Source organism: Moorella sp. E306M (assembly GCF_006538385.1).
GTDB lineage: Bacteria > Bacillota > DSM-521 > Neomoorellales > Neomoorellaceae > Neomoorella.
The window spans coordinates 2,295,167-2,313,311 of the sequence record NZ_BJKO01000001.1; the positions used below are offsets into that span (position 1 = coordinate 2,295,167).

At 51.4% G+C, this 18,145-nt stretch carries 14 protein-coding genes and 2 pseudogenes; 12 read left to right on the top strand and 4 right to left on the bottom strand.

Features of this window, described 5'->3' with window-relative positions; translation table 11 throughout:
* Positions 1-370: 370 nt before the first annotated feature.
* From FLZ89_RS11820 to darG, 3 genes are all read left to right on the top strand, one after another.
* A complete protein-coding gene (locus FLZ89_RS11820) occupies positions 371-1,981 on the top strand; it encodes a GGDEF domain-containing response regulator (protein ID WP_141305035.1) in 1,611 nt (536 codons plus the stop codon).
* Positions 1,982-2,957: 976 nt separating this feature from the next.
* Positions 2,958-3,596: a type II toxin-antitoxin system toxin DNA ADP-ribosyl transferase DarT gene (darT, locus tag FLZ89_RS11830; RefSeq protein ID WP_256369538.1), complete on the top strand. Its 639-nt coding sequence runs from the start codon at positions 2,958-2,960 to the stop codon at positions 3,594-3,596.
* Positions 3,597-3,615: 19 nt separating this feature from the next.
* Entirely contained in the window at positions 3,616-4,653 is a 1,038-nt protein-coding gene (darG, locus tag FLZ89_RS11835; protein WP_141305038.1) for a type II toxin-antitoxin system antitoxin DNA ADP-ribosyl glycohydrolase DarG, read from the top strand.
* A 70-nt stretch (positions 4,654-4,723) separates the two neighbouring features.
* Here the strand turns inward: darG and tnpC are convergent.
* A pseudogene (gene tnpC / locus FLZ89_RS11840) lies at positions 4,724-5,437 on the bottom strand (IS66 family transposase); the annotation flags it as partial.
* A gap of 379 nt (positions 5,438-5,816) precedes the next feature.
* A complete protein-coding gene (locus FLZ89_RS11845; protein WP_141305039.1) occupies positions 5,817-6,158 on the bottom strand; it encodes an IS110 family transposase in 342 nt (113 codons plus the stop codon).
* Positions 6,159-6,253: 95 nt separating this feature from the next.
* Here FLZ89_RS11845 and FLZ89_RS16195 point away from each other — a divergent pair.
* The 9 genes and pseudogenes from FLZ89_RS16195 to FLZ89_RS11890 form a co-directional block, all read left to right on the top strand.
* Positions 6,254-6,436, top strand: a pseudogene (locus tag FLZ89_RS16195) (IS3-like element ISHahy4 family transposase); the annotation flags it as partial.
* 309 nt (positions 6,437-6,745) lie between these two features.
* Entirely contained in the window at positions 6,746-7,054 is a 309-nt protein-coding gene (locus FLZ89_RS11855) for a UxaA family hydrolase (protein WP_141305041.1), read from the top strand.
* A 148-nt stretch (positions 7,055-7,202) separates the two neighbouring features.
* The gene (locus FLZ89_RS11860; RefSeq protein WP_141305042.1) at positions 7,203-8,360 is read left to right on the top strand and encodes a UxaA family hydrolase; all 1,158 of its coding nucleotides are present in this window, start codon (positions 7,203-7,205) and stop codon (positions 8,358-8,360) included.
* A gap of 13 nt (positions 8,361-8,373) precedes the next feature.
* Positions 8,374-9,417 carry a C4-dicarboxylate TRAP transporter substrate-binding protein gene (locus tag FLZ89_RS11865; protein WP_141305043.1) on the top strand — a complete coding sequence of 348 codons (1,044 nt, stop codon included), beginning with the start codon at positions 8,374-8,376 and terminating at the stop codon, positions 9,415-9,417.
* Between the two features lie 222 nt (positions 9,418-9,639).
* Complete coding sequence (locus FLZ89_RS11870; protein WP_216363896.1) at positions 9,640-10,152, top strand: TRAP transporter small permease; 513 nt, start codon at positions 9,640-9,642, stop codon at positions 10,150-10,152.
* Positions 10,149-11,432, top strand: a complete 1,284-nt coding sequence (locus tag FLZ89_RS11875; RefSeq protein WP_141305044.1) for a TRAP transporter large permease — start codon at positions 10,149-10,151, stop codon at positions 11,430-11,432. Before FLZ89_RS11870 ends, FLZ89_RS11875 begins: the two co-directional genes overlap by 4 nt.
* Before the next feature lie 45 nt (positions 11,433-11,477).
* Positions 11,478-12,242: a 2-dehydro-3-deoxy-D-gluconate 5-dehydrogenase KduD gene (kduD, locus tag FLZ89_RS11880; protein ID WP_141305045.1), complete on the top strand. Its 765-nt coding sequence runs from the start codon at positions 11,478-11,480 to the stop codon at positions 12,240-12,242.
* Between the two features lie 148 nt (positions 12,243-12,390).
* Positions 12,391-13,374 (top strand): zinc-dependent alcohol dehydrogenase, encoded by a 984-nt coding sequence (locus FLZ89_RS11885; RefSeq protein ID WP_141305046.1) that lies wholly within the window; start codon positions 12,391-12,393, stop codon positions 13,372-13,374.
* 19 nt (positions 13,375-13,393) lie between these two features.
* Positions 13,394-15,328 (top strand): sigma 54-interacting transcriptional regulator, encoded by a 1,935-nt coding sequence (locus tag FLZ89_RS11890; RefSeq protein WP_141305047.1) that lies wholly within the window; start codon positions 13,394-13,396, stop codon positions 15,326-15,328.
* Between the two features lie 549 nt (positions 15,329-15,877).
* On the opposite strand, the gene FLZ89_RS11895 is transcribed toward FLZ89_RS11890, so the two are convergent.
* Positions 15,878-16,678, bottom strand: a complete 801-nt coding sequence (locus tag FLZ89_RS11895; protein WP_141264859.1) for an ExeA family protein — start codon at positions 16,676-16,678, stop codon at positions 15,878-15,880.
* Complete coding sequence (locus FLZ89_RS11900) at positions 16,678-18,066, bottom strand: DDE-type integrase/transposase/recombinase (RefSeq protein WP_141264860.1); 1,389 nt, start codon at positions 18,064-18,066, stop codon at positions 16,678-16,680. Before FLZ89_RS11900 ends, FLZ89_RS11895 begins: the two co-directional genes overlap by 1 nt.
* Between the last annotated feature and the right edge of the window lie 79 nt (positions 18,067-18,145).

Consider the following 18,145-nt stretch of genomic DNA (forward strand, 5'->3'; position numbering starts at 1 on the left):
GGGGGGGGGGGGGGGGCACCCTGATAGCTTTGCTTGGCGAAATACTTTTTTTACTGAGGCGGCCGCTCTGACCAGAGCCGGGTCATACATGGCGGGGAGGGCAACGACCGTTCGGGATAAGCAGGCGGGATGGCATATACTGGACAACGCCACGTGCAACCGCGGCGGTAACAAACAATAGTCCCCCCAATGAGCTGTGTTCTTGGAGCGTTGCCAAATTGATCAGCATATAGAAAGATGCGAGGGCAACTGTATAATGAGTATAGAGCAACTAAGGGGCACTCCATTTGGGCCCCAAGCCGCAAGGTTGAAGGTGGCCCTTCCTGTTAATAATCGAGCAGCAAGCGGCTTTTTACTTGGAGGTAGACTGATGGACACGGTTCCAGGGAAGAAAATACTCATAGTGGAGGACAGCAGGCTTCAGGCCCAGATAGCAGCGGATATCCTCAGCAGGCACGGGTATATGATTGAAATTGCCCTCACCGCAGAAGAGACCCTGCAAAAAGCATCCGGTCCGGAATGTCCCGACCTCATTCTGATGGACATTGACCTGGGAGAAGGGATGGACGGAACGACGCTCTCCAGACGGATTCAGCAGGTTAAAGACATCCCCGTGGTATTTCTCACCGCCATCTCTACCCGGGAGGCTGTAGAGCAAGTCCGTTCGGTCACGCGCTACGGGTATGTTCTGAAGGGCGCCCCGGAACACGTGCTGGTGTCCACCGTAGAGATGGCCCTAAAGCTCCATGAAGCCCTCTCTCTGGCGCAAATGTACCGCAGGATAGTCGAGGGGTCCTTGACGGAGGTCTATATCTTTCATCCCGGCACGTTAAAGTTCCTGGCAGTCAACCGGGGGGCCAGGGAGAACCTTGGCTATACCGAAGAAGAACTCCTGGACATGAACATCCTGCATCTAATGCCGGAATTTGACGGGGAGAGCTTCAGAGCCCTTCTGGCTCCTTTACAGCAGGGTGAAAAAGAAAAGATCGTATTTGACACTATACACCGCCGGAAAGACGGTTCCCTCTACCCGGTGGAAGCGCACCTGCAGCTCTTCGGCCATGGGAAAGACGGCATAGGCGTGGCCTTTATATTGGATTTGACAGAACACAGGAAAATGGAAGAAAAGCTGAGGCAGCAGGGAGAGTTTCTGCAATCGCTCCTGGCCGCCCTGCCTGTCGGGATCTTTATCATCGACCCCGCATCCCACCGCATCGAGGAGGCCAATCTGGAAGCGGCGGCCATGATCGGAGCCGCACCCGAAGAGATCGCAGGCAGATCCTGCTGGGAATTTTTCCCGCAATCCGCAGGAATCTGCCCTATTACTACGTCGAATGAAGAGATCGATCGCTCCGAACGGCTTTTGCGCCGGAAGGACGGGAGGGAGATCCTCGTGCTTAAGACGGTAAAGCGCTTGCGGACGGACAGCGGGGAGAAACTGGTGGAAACCTTTATAGACATTTCCGAACGCAAATACCTGGAGGAAGAGCTTTACCGCCTCTCCATCACCGACCCCCTGACCGGCGCTTACAACCGCCGTTATTTTTTAGAAATGCTGGAAAGAGAAATTGAGCGTAAGCAGCGGACGGGGCATTCCTTAGCCCTGATCATGTTTGATCTGGACCACTTCAAGAGCATTAACGACCGTTTCGGACACGCCGCCGGCGATCGGGTTCTTAAGAGCCTGGTGGCCGCCTTTAAGGAGAGGTTGCGCAAGACAGATTGCCTTGCCCGCTGGGGCGGGGAAGAATTTGTGATCCTTTTGCCCGACACGACCGCGGCAGGGGCCGCCAGTCTGGCGGAAGAACTTCGCCACCGGTTGAGTCAGATGGAGATCCCGGGTGTGGGGCACGTGACGGCCAGCTTCGGAGTGACCGGATATTGTTCTGGTGACACTGTGGAGACCATCATCCAGAGAGTAGACAGTTTGCTATACAGAGCCAAAGAAAACGGCCGGAACTGTGTATGCGCCTGCCAGTAAAGTGTAAAGTAATCCGTGTTTGTGGCAATCAAAAAGGGGACCACTGTGGTAACCGGAAAGGGACCCACCCCCGTTTTGGCTACGCCTAAGCGGGCTCGCGCAGTTTTTCGCGTTCTACCGTTTATTTTTCATCCCCAAACACCTCCACCCAGCGGCTGAATTCCAGGTAAGCCTATTAAAAAAGCCAACCCTCACTTGCAGATAAAGTAGCCATTGCGCACAAGTGGATCACAGCCGGGTACAACGCTACTCTCGTGCTGCGCATAGTACACATGAACCCAAGTACGACGGGTGGACGTCCGTTTCCTGGTCATTCACTGACTGTGGGCGGCTGTGTGAAGTACGGATACATTGCAGGAGAAGACCGGTTTTTCTTTGTGCTGTCGTACATTGACGTCTATGACAGGCAGATTGTGGGCTATCATATTGGTCTAACCTGTGAAGCCAGACATGCCGTTGAAACTTTTCGAGCAGCATTGTGGAAACGTCAGATTCTTCAAAGGAATTTACCATTACCCATCATCCGTTCGGATAATGGACCCCAGTTTGTAAGCCATCTGTTTGAACTTGGCCTATAATTTACACCGGTTGGCAACAATAATTTAACAAGATAGGTGAAGCAGTTAGAGATTAACCAGGACTATAGTCGGAAAATATCATTTCCCCTTAAGTGATGCAAAAAAGTTTACTTTTTAGGGGGAACTAACTATTACTGCCACATTTGTAAACTACCCTTCCTAGTTTCTCCAGATTAGGGAAAGCAGGATTTTCTTGCCTGGTACAGAATTATTAAATTATATTATCGTTATAAGAGAACAAATTGATACTCCCTACGGTCCAGAGCGATGTTAAAGTCTTTTGTTAACTATTATTTGGAAATAACTGATAGAGCATAGCAGGATTTCTCTTAGTAAAACGAATAGCACATTCAAGATAGAGGCTTAATAGAGTTTAAGGATAAGAAAGCATGAAAGTTATGCCCGTCCAGCCACATATCTATCACATTACGCATGTGGAAAATCTGCCATCCATAATCAAAGAAGGTAGGTTATGGTCAGACGCAGAAATGATTGCACGGGGCGGACCGGTAGCATCAATTGGCATGAGCACTATCAAGCAACGACGGCTTAAGTTGCCTGTAAAATGCTATCCAAAAGATCGCGTAGGTGAATACGTACCGTTTTATTTCTGTCCTCGCTCGATCATGTTATACTTGCTTTATTGTGGCAATCATTCAGAATTAACTTATCATGATGGTCAAGAACCGATCGTCCATCTGGAAGCGGATTTGTACGAAACGGTGAGGTGGGCTAAAAGTCAAGGCCAACGCTGGGCGTTTACCCTGTCCAATGCTGGGGCCACTTACACTGAGTTCCGCAACCGGCTAGATCAGCTTGAGGAAATAGACTGGGAGGCGGTGGCAGCCAGAGATTTCCGTGACGAAAATGTCAAAGAGAGAAAACAAGCCGAGTTCCTGATATATAACTTCTTCCCCTGGCATCTTGTCCGGCGCATTGGGGTACAATCCTTACGCATCAAAAAGCGAGTGTTGCAGGTATTGACCAGAAGCAGACACCAACCGATTGTGGAGATACGTAAAGACTGGTATTATTAATTCAGGAGGATATAATGAAATGATTAGGTATATGAAAGGCAATATCCTGCAAGCTGAAGCTGAAGCCTTGGTCAACACCGTTAACTGCGTAGGCGTAATGGGACGGGGCATTGCGCTTCAGTTTAAGAACGCTTTTCCGGATAATTTTAAGGCGTATGCCGCAGCCTGCCGGCGGGGAGAGGTGCAGCCAGGGCGCATGTTTGTTTTTGATAGAGAAAAGCTATTCGGACCGCGTTACATCATTAATTTCCCGACCAAGCGCCATTGGCGCGGCAAAAGTCGTATCGAGGATATCGAAGCCGGGCTTGCCGCTTTGGTAAAGGAAATTCGGGAGCGCAATATTCGCTCTGTTGCCATACCACCTTTGGGCAGCGGGTTGGGCGGACTTAATTGGAACGAGGTGCGACCGCTCATTGAGCGTGCGTTGGCAGCTTTAGAGGACGTTGATGTGCAAGTGTTTGAACCTAACGGTACCTCAGCAAATATGAGAGCCAATAATGCGCGTGAAACCCCCAAAATGACACCTGGCCGTGCCGCATTAGTAGGGTTGATAAATCGTTACCTAGCCGCCTTGATGGACCCAACTATTACCCTGCTGGAGGTTCATAAACTAATGTATTTCCTGCAAGTTTCTGGGGAGCCGCTGCGTCTGCAGTTTGTGAAAGGGCCTTATGGTCCCTACGCAGAAAACTTGCGCCACGTGTTGCGTGCCATTGAAGGGCATTTGATTCTGGGTTATGCGGACGGCGGCGACGTGCCGAATAAGCAATTGTCTATAGTGCCAGGCGCGGTGCGAGACGCTGAAGCCTTCCTCGAAAAAAACGTTGAAACACGGGCACGCTTTGAGCGCGTAGCACGCCTCATCGATGGTTTCGAGACCCCGTTTGGGCTTGAGCTACTTTCAACGGTGCATTGGCTGATGACGAAGGAGGAAGTGCAAGACGCTGAAGCCTTGGTTAGAGCTGTATATGACTGGGCGCCCAGGAAACGCCGATTTACTCCCGCGCAAATTGAGCTTGCCGCGGAGCAGTTACGTTCGGAAGGCTGGATCTCATAAAGATGCAGCAGATTTTCGGTAAGCGTAAAATAACCCCCGCCTTGCATCTAAGGCGGGGGCTAAAACAGGCTTAATTATTCATCCGGCAGACAGGAGGCAGAGTTTCCGCCCACGGCAGGAGTTGATCCAGGGCATTTTTATCCTGGAGGTCCAGGTTGGGAAGTTTTTCGAAGAGGTAAATGAGGTATTGAAAGGGATTTAACCCGTTTTCTTTTGCCGTTTCTATGATACTGTAGGTAATGGCACTGGCTTTAGCACCCCGCGGGGTATTGGCAAACAACCAGTTCTTGCGGCCGATGACGAAGGGCTTGATGGAGTGCTCGCTGCGGTTGTTGTCGAGTTCCAGACGCCCGTCTTGCAAGAAGGCTACGAGTTTATCCCACTGGGCCAGGCAATAGTAAATGGCCTGGCCAAAGGAACTTTTGGGCAGTACCCGGGATTTCTGGGTTTTTAGCCACGCCAAAAAGGCGTCCAGCACGGGTTTGCTGCGCACCTGGCGGATTTGATATCGTTCTTCCGGGGTTTTATCTTTCAACTCGCGCTCGATGGCAAAGAGCCGGTTGCAGTACTCCAGCCCCTCCCGGGCGGCTACTGCTTTATTGCGTTTATCTTCCGGCAGGGCCTTTAATGCTTCGTCGAACTTGCGCCGGGCATGGGCCCAGCAGCCAACCAGGGTAACATTGGCAAGTTCATTGTAGCCAGCATAGCTGTCAACGTGCAAATAACCCTTAAAACCTGTTAGAAACCGGCTGGGGTGTTTGCCGGCCCGGGTGGTCTGGTAGTCGCTACTACTGTAGCTGCGGTAATCAGGGCTATCCTCATAGGCACTGCAGGGCTCTGATAACTGGCGCCTGGTCACTTTCTTCGGCCACTACGGCTATCTCCCTTCCCAGACGCTCTGCCATGGTTTCGGCTTCTTCCAAAGCGTGAAGGTATTCTTTGAGAGCTATTGCCTGTCCGGGTTGGTTAAACCGAATACTGTTTAGCCACTGGCGATATTTGACAGTCCAGGCTTTTCCTCCTGCTGGCGGCCTTAAAGACCTTTAGCGTAATAGCAGTTTATCGACCTGGTTTTTCTTGCGAAGAATATCTTCCTTGGCGTCTTCATAGGCGCGGGTCAGGTCGCGCAAGACTTCCTCTTTTTCATCTAGTACCCACACTGGTTAATTCGCCGCTGCGTAGAAACGCGCCAACTTCCTGGCATCCCGCCGGTCGGTCTTTATTCGTTCTCCTGGTCGTTGCGGTATTAAGGACGGGGCTACTACCAGACAGTTAACTCCCATGGTTTTGAGCTGCCAATAGATCACATAACCGCAGGGACCGACTTCGTAACAGAATAATAGCTTTTCTACCGGTTTTCTTAAGCGCCGCACCAATTTGGCTATTGCTTCGGGTTTGTTGATGATGTTACCCAGATTTTCTGCTTCTTCACGTCCTACTTTGGCAATGGCTACCGAAATGCTATCCTTGTGAACATCCAGCCCTACATATGTGCTATAATTCATCCTGCCAGCCTCCTTAGCTTGTAGCTCTGTATTGGTCTCTATTGTACCAGTATAACCTACGTATAGCTACTGTGGGGCTGGCCCTTCCATTATGTCTAGGCCTATCTTGCACTGCTATGGATGCTGTTCGGGTAGTGAAAAATGCTCTAAGAAAGCGAGGCCTGTACAAAGGAGCAAGGATGCCCAAACTTCGCACAGATAATGGACCACAGTTTATCGCCAAGAAGTTTCAAGAAACTTGTGAAAAGCTAGGGATTATCCATGAGCGTATACCTGTGTACTATGGTTCCTGTGGTGTTGTTTTGTGCAATAGAGGCAAAATGCAACACTAGTGTCAATCCGGTGTATAACTTCCTTGTTATTCTGGCACATCTGAAGCCGTGCTTGGACACATCTGGGGCGAGGATGTAAAAGAGCTCTATAGCTATTGTGCAATATGCAACACAAAGCTAGCCGCAAGGAAGGCTGGGCTAGCTTGTATTTTTTAACTGCCCTTGCTTTAGAATAGGTGGCATGGATTTTGCTAATACGATTGTTTAAGGTTAGGGCCAGACCCTTTGATACTGCGGGAAGGAGAGAGAAACGGGTTGGGGCGAACGAGAGACGTTCTGGTCTTGCACGCAAGCGATAATGTGGCCGTTGCTCTCAAAGACCTTGCGCGCGGTGAAACGGTCACGGTGAACTTGGAGGGAAAATGCAAGGAGATAGCGGTAAAGGAAGATATTCCTTTTGGGCACAAAATGGCCCTGGTGCCGCTGTTTCCTGGAGACCTGGTAATTAAAAAGGATACGCCTATAGGTGAGGTAATAAAACCCATTGAGCCAGGGGGGTGGGTACACATTCACAACGTAGTCAGTCGGCGGGCTTCTTTTAAAGCCAAAAGTAGCAGGCAATAGCCTGTAGGCAGGGCGGGAGGAAGAACGCCTGTAATAACGCGAGGTTACAGTACCACAATTATAGCCCGGCTTAGGCTGGCTGTACTCATAGCTGAATTGCTTATACGTTTATACCATTGAGGGTGAAAAGGCAGGTCAAGAGCTAACGATGAAGATTTCCGGGTATCGTCGCGCTAATGGTTGGGTGGGTTTCAGGAACTACGTAGCCATTTTACCTACGGTAATGTGCTCTTCTACTTTGGCCGCACAGATAAGCTCTATGGTCCAGGGCACGGTGGCCTTGCCGCATCCCCATGGTTGCTCGGAGCTGGAAGATGATCGGCAGCGGACCCTGCGCACTTTAGTAGGGCTCGGCGCTAATCCCAACGTAGCCAGCGTGCTGGTTGTGGGGTTGGGTTGCGAGAACGTTACAGTAGCGGAGGTTGTCGAGGGCCTTAAGGTACCGGGGAAACGGGTGGAGCACTTATCCATCCAGCAGGAAGGGGATACCATCTCTGCCCTGGAAAAAGGTCTACGACTGGCCCAGGAAATGGTGCAGGAAGCGTCCCGGTACCGGAGGGAAGAGGTGGATTGGGATGAGGTTATCCTGGGTTTGAAGTGCGGGGGATCGGATGCCACGTCAGGTTTAGTCTCTAATCCAGTACTGGGTTTTGCCGCAGATAAAGTGGTATCTCTGGGCGGTACAGTGGTCCTCTGTGAAACAACGGAGCTTATCGGCGCCGAGCATATCTTGGCCGAGCAAGCAGCAAACGAGGAGGTCAGAAGGCGACTTCTCCAGGCTGTGGGAGCTACGGAGAATACCATATGCAGCCTTGGCCTCGATCTCAGGGGAACGCAGCCTAGCCCTGGCAATATGGCCGGAGGGTTGACCACCATTGAGGAGAAGTCCCTAGGGTGTGTATGCAAGGGGGGGACTTCGCCCCTGGTGGAAGTGGTGGACTATGCCTGTCGGCCTACCCGCCGTGGCCTGGTGATGATGGATACTCCTGGTAACGATATGGAAGCGGTCACCGGCCTAGTAGCTGGAGGTGCTCAGGTCATAGCCTTTACTACCGGATGCGGCACCCCTACCGGCAGTGCCTTGGCTCCGGTGATCAAGATATGCGGTAACCCGGTGACTTCCAGGCGTATGCAGGCGAACATCGATGTGGATGTGAGCGGAGTTATAAGCTTGGGAGAGCCGTTGGAAGAAGCTGGGGAAAGGCTATTTAGGGAGGTGGTGGAGGTACTCAACGGGAAGCTCACCAAGGCCGAAGTGCTAGGTTATAGGGAGCTTGCTATAAGCAGGATACATCAAAGCTTTTAGAGGGGGATTGAGGATGACGAAAAAGGTAGTCGGGTTAGTGGTGGCAATATTGGCTGTGCTTTTCCTTGCAGGCTGCGGATCTACTTTAGCGCAGAAAGGGACGGATCACTCCGGTGCCTCCAACTTACAAGACCAGACCAAACAGGTGGTCATTCAGATTGGATACGAGAACAACCCGGGTGAGCCTATTGATCTGGCCTGCAAGGAATGGAAGAGGCTTTTGGAAGAGAAAAGCAACGGCACCATTAAAGTTGAGCTCTTCCCTTCCAGCCAACTAGGCTCGAAAAACGATCTGATAGACCAGATGCTGGCAGGTGCCAATGTCATTACCTTAGCTGATGGAGCCTTTTATGCCGACCGAGGTGTACCAGACTTTGGCATAACCTTTGGTCCCTACCTCTTCGACAGCTGGGATCAGTGCTGGAAGTTAGTAGATAGCAATTGGTGGAAAGAACAATCTGCAAAACTGGAAGCCAAAGGACTAAAGCTTCTCACGGCTAACTGGATCTATGGGGAGAGACACCTCCTAACCAAGAAACCGGTGAAGAAGCTGTCCGACCTTAAGGGCTTAAAGATCCGCGTTCCCAATAATACTATTCAGATCAAGGGCTTTGAAGTCTTAGGCGCTACGCCTACGCCCATGCCCTTGGGGGAAGTTTACACGGCTTTACAACAGGGAGTAATTGACGGACTAGAAAACCCGTTACCTGTCCTTTACAACGGTAAATTCCACGAGGTGGCCAAGTATCTGGCCCTTACGGGACATATCAAGAATTTCACCACTTGGATATGCGGGGTAACTCTATTTAACTCTCTTACTCCAGAACAGCAGAAGCTTTTGGTGGAAACGGGTAACGAGGCGGGCGTGTTCAATAATTCCATACAAGAGAAGGTAAGCAAAGAAACGCTGGAGAAGCTAAAGGCCGAAGGAGTACAGGTTACGGAAGTAAATGTTGCGGAATTCAAAGAAGCGGCCAAAGCTTTCTATTCTTTACCTGAGTTTACCTCCAAATGGTCTCCTGGGCTATATGAGGCTGTGAAAGCGGCCATGAAGTAGCCTGGTAAGGAGAAGATGGGGGTTGTGTGTGAACAGGTCCCAAAGGTACGAAACCTTTGGGACTTGGAATCTTATCTTTGGCAATACTTGGTAAGAAAATGTCCACACACGACACAACTCTCCATAGGAACAGTTAGCAACTTAAAAGCTAAAGTCCAGCAAACGTCTGCCCCCAATGGGGCGATTGCTGTAAAAGGTTGGTGTGCCAGCTTGAAAGATAGCTTGAATAGAGTCTTAAAGCTTCTACTTAACATGGACCTGTTGCTCGCCGGGATAACCCTTGCGGCCCTGGTCTTTGTCACCTTTATTGGTGTTTTGATGCGTTATTTTTTCAATGCCCCCTTTGTGTGGCAGGAAGAGGTGCAGCTGTGGTGTGTGGTTTGGATGGTGTTCTTGGGAGCCGGTGCCGCCTTTCGCAGCGGTAGCCATGTCGCCATTGAGTTTGTAGTTGAACGCTTGCCCCAGACTTTGAGGAAAGCCGTTGGTGTATTAGGCTATTTTGTGGTCATCTTTGTGCTCACCTATCTCTCAGTCTACGGCTGGCAACTACTTATACAGCTTCTCCGTACTGGGAAGACCACTAACGTCCTGCATATACCCTATCCAGTGATTTATATTACTTTTCCTTTGGGCTGTCTTCTCATGATTTTGAACTATAGCCTTGCAGCTATCCCGGCCTTTCTCAGGAGCCCATTCCGTTCTGAAGGCGAAGGCGGTGAAGGGACGCAAACATGAGTGCAGTGAGCGTAGCCTCCATAGTATTGCTGGTACTACTTTTTCTCAGGGTCCCGGTGTTTGCAGCTGTGCTCGCAGGTTCAGTCAGCTATTTCATTTTGAGCCCTAGCGTTCCTACGCAGATTATAGCCCAGCGGGTGCTCGCCGGCATCGAGAGTATTCCCCTTCTAGCTGTGCCGTTTTTTCTCTGCGCCGGTGTGTTCATGAACTATTCTGGGGTTACCAAACGGGTGATGGAGTTCTGCGAGATACTTACGGGTAATATGACCGGCGGGCTGGCCCAGGTAAACGTATTGCTGTCCACCCTTATGGGGGGCCTTTCCGGTTCGAATCTGGCAGATGCGGCCATGGAGGCCAAAATACTGGTACCGGAAATGAAAAAGAGGGGCTTTTCCAAGGAGTTTTCTTCGGTCGTCACAGCAGTGTCAGCCCTCATCACTCCTCTTATTCCACCGGGGATAGCCATGATTATCTATGGATCCATCACTAACGTTTCTATAGGCAAGCTCTTCGTTGCCGGCATAGGACCAGGACTTCTGCTGTGTGCCTCGTTGATGGTGTTGGTGGCTATAATTTCCAAGAAGCGCAATTACAGATCCGTACGGGACAACCCATTAACTGCTAGGGAAATTTTCAGAGCTGTAGCCCATGCCGCTCTGCCACTCTTTTTGCCCGTGGTCATCATAGGTGGCATCCGTCTGGGAGTGTTTACTCCTACCGAAGCCGGGGCGGTGGCCATAGTTTACTCGCTTTTCCTCGGCCTGCTCTACCGGGAGATTAAACTTAAGGATGTTTTGCAAGGGATTAGAGAAACCATAACCAGCACAGCCTCCATCATGGTCATCATCGGCGCGGCCTCCGCATTCGCCTGGGTACTGACCCGCGAGAGGATCCCCCAGCAGTTGACGGAGCTTATCATAAGCACTATCACCAACAAGTACGTATTCCTGCTCGCTGTTAACGCCTTCTTGCTTCTGGTGGGCATGTTCATCGAGGGTAATGCAGCCATGGTTATCCTAGCTCCCCTTTTACATCCTGTGGCCGTAGCCTATGGGATAAATGAAATCCACTTTGCTATAGTGTTCATATTCAACCTAGCTTTAGGTTGCCTAACCCCACCTATGGGCACGGTTATGTTCGTCACTTGCAGCATAACCAAGTGCAAGATAAGCGATTTTATCCGAGAAGCTATTCCTTTCTATATCCTTCTCTTAATTTGCCTCCTACTTTTGACCTTCATACCGGTTTTGTCTACTGGTATAGTCGAGCTAATCTATTAGATTTAATTGCTTTAGTCTGAGCTTGATTATGAGGAGGGTCCAGTTATGGCGGATTTAAGCCCTTTTAGCCTGGAAGGCAGGACGGCTCTGGTCACGGGTGCGGGGAGCGGTATAGGGCAGGCTATAGCTCTAGGGCTAGCCCGGGCCGGGGCAGAAATATTTGCCGTGGGGCATACGAGCATTGACGATACGAGGGCGAAGTTCCAAGAGATGGGCGGTAGACACCTGGCAGCTACCGCAGACTTATCGCGGGAAGAAGAGATAGAGAGGATAGTTAAGAGAGCTTTGGAGGCCTGGGGTAAGATAGACATCCTGGTCAACGTAGCCGGGGTGATCAGGAGATCTCCTGCAGAAGAGCATCCTCTCACAGATTGGGACGCGGTGTTAAATTTGAATCTGCGGAGCGTTTTCCTGCTCTGCCAGCACGTGGGCCACCACATGCTGGCCAGAAGTTACGGCAAGATAATCAATATCGCCTCTATGCTCACCTTCATGGGCGGGTATACAGTGGTATCCTATGCGGCGGCCAAATCAGGTATAGCGGGGTTGACCCGGACACTGGCTAACGAATGGGCAGGCCGGGGAATAAATGTTAACGCCATTGCTCCTGGTTGGATAGAGACCAAGATGACCCAAGCGATCCAGGAGAACCGCGAACGGTACCATTTCATCCTTTCTCGGATACCCGCGGGCCGTTGGGGGAAGCCCGAGGACCTAGTGGGAGCGGCCGTATTCCTTGCCTCTTCGGCTGCGGATTACGTAAACGGCCACATCTTGGTAGTGGATGGCGGTTACCTGGCCCGAGGTTAGTAGGACGGGTACCAGTACGGGGCAAGGCCGCGGTGCAGGCAGCATTACCCCGCCTATGCTCTACCTCTAATCCTATTCCGGCTCCCTGGTGCAAGTTTTGCATGGTGATTCTTGGTATTTCCAAATTCCGGAGAGGTGAAGTAAGGAAATGAAAGCTCTCGTTTACTATGGTCCCTACGAAGTCAAGGCCGCCGATGTACCCTGCCCGGAGTTGAAAAAAGGGGAAGCCCTGGTAAAAGTAGCGTATGCGGGCATATGCGGGAGCGATCTTATGATCGCCGCGGGCAAACATCCTCGCGCCCGAGCGCCGCTTATTTTGGGGCACGAGTTCTGCGGCGAGGTAGTGGAAGTATGTGATCCAGAAAACAAACACCTCGTAGGTCAGCGAGTGGTAGTTGAACCCTTGCTCACTTGCGGCCGCTGCCGGGCGTGTTGGGAAGGCAACTATCATGTATGTGAAACCCTGGGTTTCTTAGGCATAGATGCGCCAGGAGGTATGGCCGAGTACGCCGCGGTTCCCGTAGAACGGCTCTACTCTGTAGATGGCCTTTCTTGGGAGGAAGCGGCAGTCGTAGAACCGGTGGCGGTGGCTGTCCACGCGGTAAGACGTTCTGGCTTTAAGGTTGGAGAGGTAGCGGTGGTCTTGGGCGGCGGGACCATAGGTCAACTGGTGGCTCAGGTCTTGGTAGTTGGTGGGGCGTCGGAGGTTATAGTCTCGGAAGCTAGCCCTTACCGCAGGGAGTACCTGAAGAAGCTACCCGTAAAAGTGGTAGATCCGACCCAGGAGGTACTAAAAGAGAATATGGCGGATGTGGTCTTTGAGGCTGCGGGAGTGGCCGAGACTATAAACTACGCCATAAACGTTGCCCGGGTCAGGGGTGTCATTGTGCAATTGGGACTTCCCAAAGTGCCCCCTGCCACTGATGTAATGAAGATATCCTTTAAAGAGCTTTCCTGGATAGGTTCTCGCGTTTACAATCGGTGGGATTACTTAGCCGCCATAAAGCTTATCCGATATGGTAAAATCAATAGAGAAGCGCTGGTGACCCATGTGCTTCGGCTGGAAAAGGGGGCGTCGGGCTTCGACATTCTTAATCGCGGCGAGGGGATAAAGATTCTCCTCCAACCTTAAGCTTGTGGGGCGGTGGGCGGTGAAAGCGGGCAGGAAGATCTGCGTTATTGCTCCTTATCCCCATCTGAGTTCTGTGGCCGCAAAGGTCTGTGAAGAATTGAGTCTTGAATGCGATATTTGCGTGGGCAACATGTCCGAAGGACTGGAGCTCGCTCTTAAGGCAGTGGAGAGGGGCAGCAGGGTGCTCCTTAGCCGCGGTGGTACCGCTATCCTGCTTAGGAATTATGTTAAAGTTCCCGTCGTGGATATCCCGGTCACGGCTTACGACATCTTGGATGCCCTGGCCGCGCTGCGAGGATGCAAGGAACCAATAGGGGTTATAGGTTTTCGTAATGTAATCCAGGGCTCTCAGAAGGTCGCGAGTTACCTGGGCCTTGCTACTTACGAGTTTGAACTAAAGGCACAGGAGGAGATACCTTCTTGCCTGGATATGGCGGCACGTCAGGGCATAAGAATAATCATTGGGGATAGAGATGCCGTGGCCCAGGCCAGAAGGCTGGGCTTTGAGGCCAGGCTTATTGATTCCGGCCCGGAATCTTTCCGGGATGCTCTTTTGGAGGCGCAAAGGGTTTTGGAGGCCCAGGAATTAGAAAAGGAGCGACGCCGGCAAATCAAGGCCATTGTGAACCATATAGGCGACGGAGTTATAGCCCTGGATGAGAACGGGCGTATCACTCTTTTTAATCAGGTAGCCAGTTCTATCTTCGGTGTGCAGCAAGCAGAGGTAATGAATAAAGACCCTGCCAGGGTTATGGCTTTGAAACCGTTGGGTGAAGCCCTTTACAGCGAAACGGGCAAACAAGTATATATTATCCACTTGGGGGACAAGCCGGTAGTGGTGAACCGGGTACCGCTGGTGGAGGCTGGCCAAATAAAAGGGGTGGTTATAACTGTTCAGGACGCCCGTCGCATACAGCAAGTTGAAAAAGAAGTGAGGAAGGAGCTTCAGCGCAAAGGGTTCAAGGCCCGCTTCAGTCTGGAACAGATGGTGGCCGAATCCGCTGCCATGCAGGCGGTAGTGGAAGAAGCGCGCAAATTTGCGGCGGTAGATTCCACGATATTGATTATTGGAGAGACAGGTACGGGCAAAGAGATGGTAGCCCAAGGTATACACAACGCCAGCAGTCGGCGAGAAGGATCTTTTGTGGCCGTAAACTGTGCCTCTATTCCCGAGTCGCTTCTGGAGAGCGAGCTCTTCGGTTATGCCCCGGGCGCTTTCACTGGGGCCAGGCGGGAAGGCAAGATGGGTCTCTTCGAGTTGGCCCACGGGGGTACTATTTTTCTTGACGAAATAGGAGAGGCTACTCCAGGAATACAGGCTAAACTTTTGCGGGTGCTACAGGAGCGCCAGATAATGCGCGTCGGGGATGACAAAATGATCCCCATAGATGTTCGGGTCATCGCAGCCACCAACAAGGATTTAAGGAAGCTAGTAAAGGCCGGTAAGTTTCGGGAAGATCTGTATTACCGCCTGAGCGTACTCACTCTTAATATTCCGCCTTTGCGGGAGAGACAGGAGGATATTGGGCCTCTAATAGACTATTTTTGGGCTCGTGCCTGCGCCCGGCTGGGCAAAAAGGTAGTGCTGCCGCAGGAGGTTTTGGTCGCTTTATTAAAGTATAAGTGGCCAGGGAATGTACGGGAACTGGAGAACGTGGTGTACCGCCTGGTGCTTTCCGGAGAGGCAAGTCTCAGCCAACTTGAACGGTGGGGGCTCCTTGACACAAGAACCTTAGCCCCAGTAATAGGCTCGCAGACTTCTACTGCCGAGGCATCGAGGAAAAGCTGCATCGAGTTGCGGGGTACGCTAAAGGAGATGGAAGAGGCTATAATAAAAACGGTACTGGAAGAGGAAGGGTACAACCAGGCTCGGGCGGCCCGGAGGCTGGGTATAGACCGTTCCACCCTGTGGCGAAAGATAAATAAGGTGTGGCGAAAAACATGTAAGTGTTAGTATGCCATTATCGACAACCTACTTGAAGGGGTTAGAGAGTTTGGCAACAGCTCATCTATAGCTCCCACTACGCGGGGAGCTTTTTAATTTAGTATTTACAAAAACCATGTTCGCTACCACTTGATATAGATAGAGAGGGGAGCGGAGTGAAAGCGGAGATGACCCCTGAAATCTAGCGAAATAGATTTAGCGAAAAGATGTGGTGCAAGGGGGAGAGGTAAGCGTAAAATAACCCCCACCTTGCATCTAAGGCGGGGGCTGAAACAAGCTTAATTATTCATCCGGTAAATAGGAGGCAGAGTTTCCGCCCACGGCAGGAGTTGATCCAGGGCGTTTTTATCCTGGAGGTGTAGATTCTCACTTTAATTCGGAAAAGCTTCTCACAATAAATTAGACGAAGATAGCAGCAAAAGAATAAAGTTTCTCAGATTAAACCGGATATAGACAAACATCATTCTAAGATTGCGCCAGCAAAAAGGTTAAATAAAGCCAAAACCGGGCACCACAAATTGGTACCCGGCTTTAGCAAATTCTTACCTTCTTCCGGCTCTAAATCTCCAGTTCCCTTTGTGCCTGGTAGACGATCTCATCATCAATCAGCCTCTGTTTCTTGCCACAGGCACAGATGAGGCAGGTGGTGACCAGGTTGTTAACCAGGCGGGGCAGGCCGCCTGTTATGCCGTAGATAGCCTCCAGGGCGGAGGGGGTAAAAATATCCTCATGAAGGCCGGCAAGTTTTAGCCGGCTCAAAACATAATCCCGCAGTTCCTCCGGCCTAAGGCCCTGGAGGAAATACTTGACCGCCAGGCGCTGCCTTAAAGGAGCGTTAATATTTAAGCTCAGGCGGGAACGGATAAGGTTTTGGCCGGCGAGGATAAGGACAAAGGGGTTCTGGGAGTCCATCTGGAAGTTAAAGAGGAGGCGCAGGTCCTCCAGGATTTTGTTGGCAGCGAGATGGATTTCGTCCAGGACAATAAGGGGAATAATATTGCGGTCGGCATAAAGGCTATTGACAGCCGCCTGGATCTGGTGGAAGATATGGACTTTTTTATGCTTGGGTTCCTCGCCCAGGGCGAGGGCCAGGCCCTGGTAAAACTCCAGCACCGTGACGGTGGAGAGGGCAAAATAACAAGCTTTGTAGTGGGCCGGGTTAAGTTCACTGACAAATTTCCTGAGGGCGGTAGTTTTACCACAGCCGGCCTCGCCGGTAATTAGTCCAATACCCCGGACGTTAAGGAGATACTTCAGGCGGGAGTTAAGTTCCAGGAGGTCCTGGCTTAAGAACAACTGGTCGAAGGGTATTTCTTTGGTGAAGGGATTAAATTTAAGGCCAAAGAACTGGGTAAACATCACCCTTCACCTCCAACGTTCTCTGGGGTGAGGATAGCGGCAAAAGAGACGGAAGGCGCCGGTGCCGGGAGGGGGTTGTCCGCATGAGGGAGATTTACCTTCCCCGGCAACTGAAGGGGTGGGCGGTCCTTGCCGGCCGGGCGGCCGCGCCCTCTTCTTTTCAGGCCGGCATTGGTGGCAAAGTCCACCTGCCTGGCCTCGCCCACCTTTAACCCTTCGCGGTACAAAAGGACGGGCCGGGCGGGGTTTAAAAGCCACTCCGGGTCGTACCGCACCTCAAGGCGCAATCCGGCCAGCTGCGGCTCCGTTTCAAAGAGGACATTCTCCAAAGAGAAGGTAGCATCATGGTTAACCTTGCGCATGACCCGCAGGAGAAAATACTCATCCAAAAGCGCCGGGTCGGGAAAGAGGCGTATCCGCTGAACTTGGGAGAGGAAATAATCCAGGGGGCTAAGGCCCAGGGAGCTATGAATTTTGCGTTGGTAGTCCTCCTCCAGCCACTGCCAGAAGAGGAGGTTTAACTCCTCCAGGGATTTAATTTTCTCCAGGTCCAGCCGGGGCAAGAAACGCGTCCTGACCGTCCGGAAGAAACGCTCAATCTTACCCCGGGCATAAGGGGTGAAGGGTTCGGCATGGAGCAAAGCACAGCCTAAACTGGCACAGACTACGGCCAACTGCCCAGAACGGTAGACCCTGCCGTTATCGGTGTAAATCATCTTCGGCACGCCGCGCTTTAAGATGGCCTCTTTTAAAGTAGAGCGCACCGCCAAATAATTCTGCTCCCAGAAGAACTGGGCATGAAGGATAAGGCGCGAAGCGTCGTCGATAAAAGCAATGAGGTAAGTCTGCCTTTTACCCCGGGCCGTTTTAAGGTAAGGGCCGTACATGATATCCCCCTGCCAGAGCTCATTCACCCACTGGTGGGCAAAGCGCTTGATTTCCTTTCCTTTAGCATTTGTTGCCGGAGAAGACGAAGGAAGCGGGTGCCGGGAGAGGTAGCGGTAAAAGGTGGATAGAGAAACTTTGTCAGGAGTAAACACCCCGTCTTTCACCAGCTCCTCATAGAGCATGATACCACTTAGCCCCGGTTTCTCTGTCCTTTTGGCCTCGATTTTTAGGGCCATCTCTTCCGTTATCCGCCGGCTTTTCCCCCGGTCGGAACGATAACCGGGTTTTAAACCCTCCAGGCCATGGCGGCGGTAGAGATACAACCACCAGGCAAAACTCTTGGGAGAATACCGCTTTATGCCATAATGGGGCATGACAATAGGTTGAGAGGCCAGGTCCTTAAAGTACTCCTGGTGACTTTCCACCTGGCCGTTAAGCACCGGCGCAATCAAAGCAAACTTCTTCAGGGCGATCTCTTCCCGTTCTTGAGAAGAAAGCATAAAGAACCGTAAGCCTCCTTAAAACTAAATGTTAAATTTTAGGAGGCCGTAAGCGCTTACAGCCCGCAGGCGCCCTTGA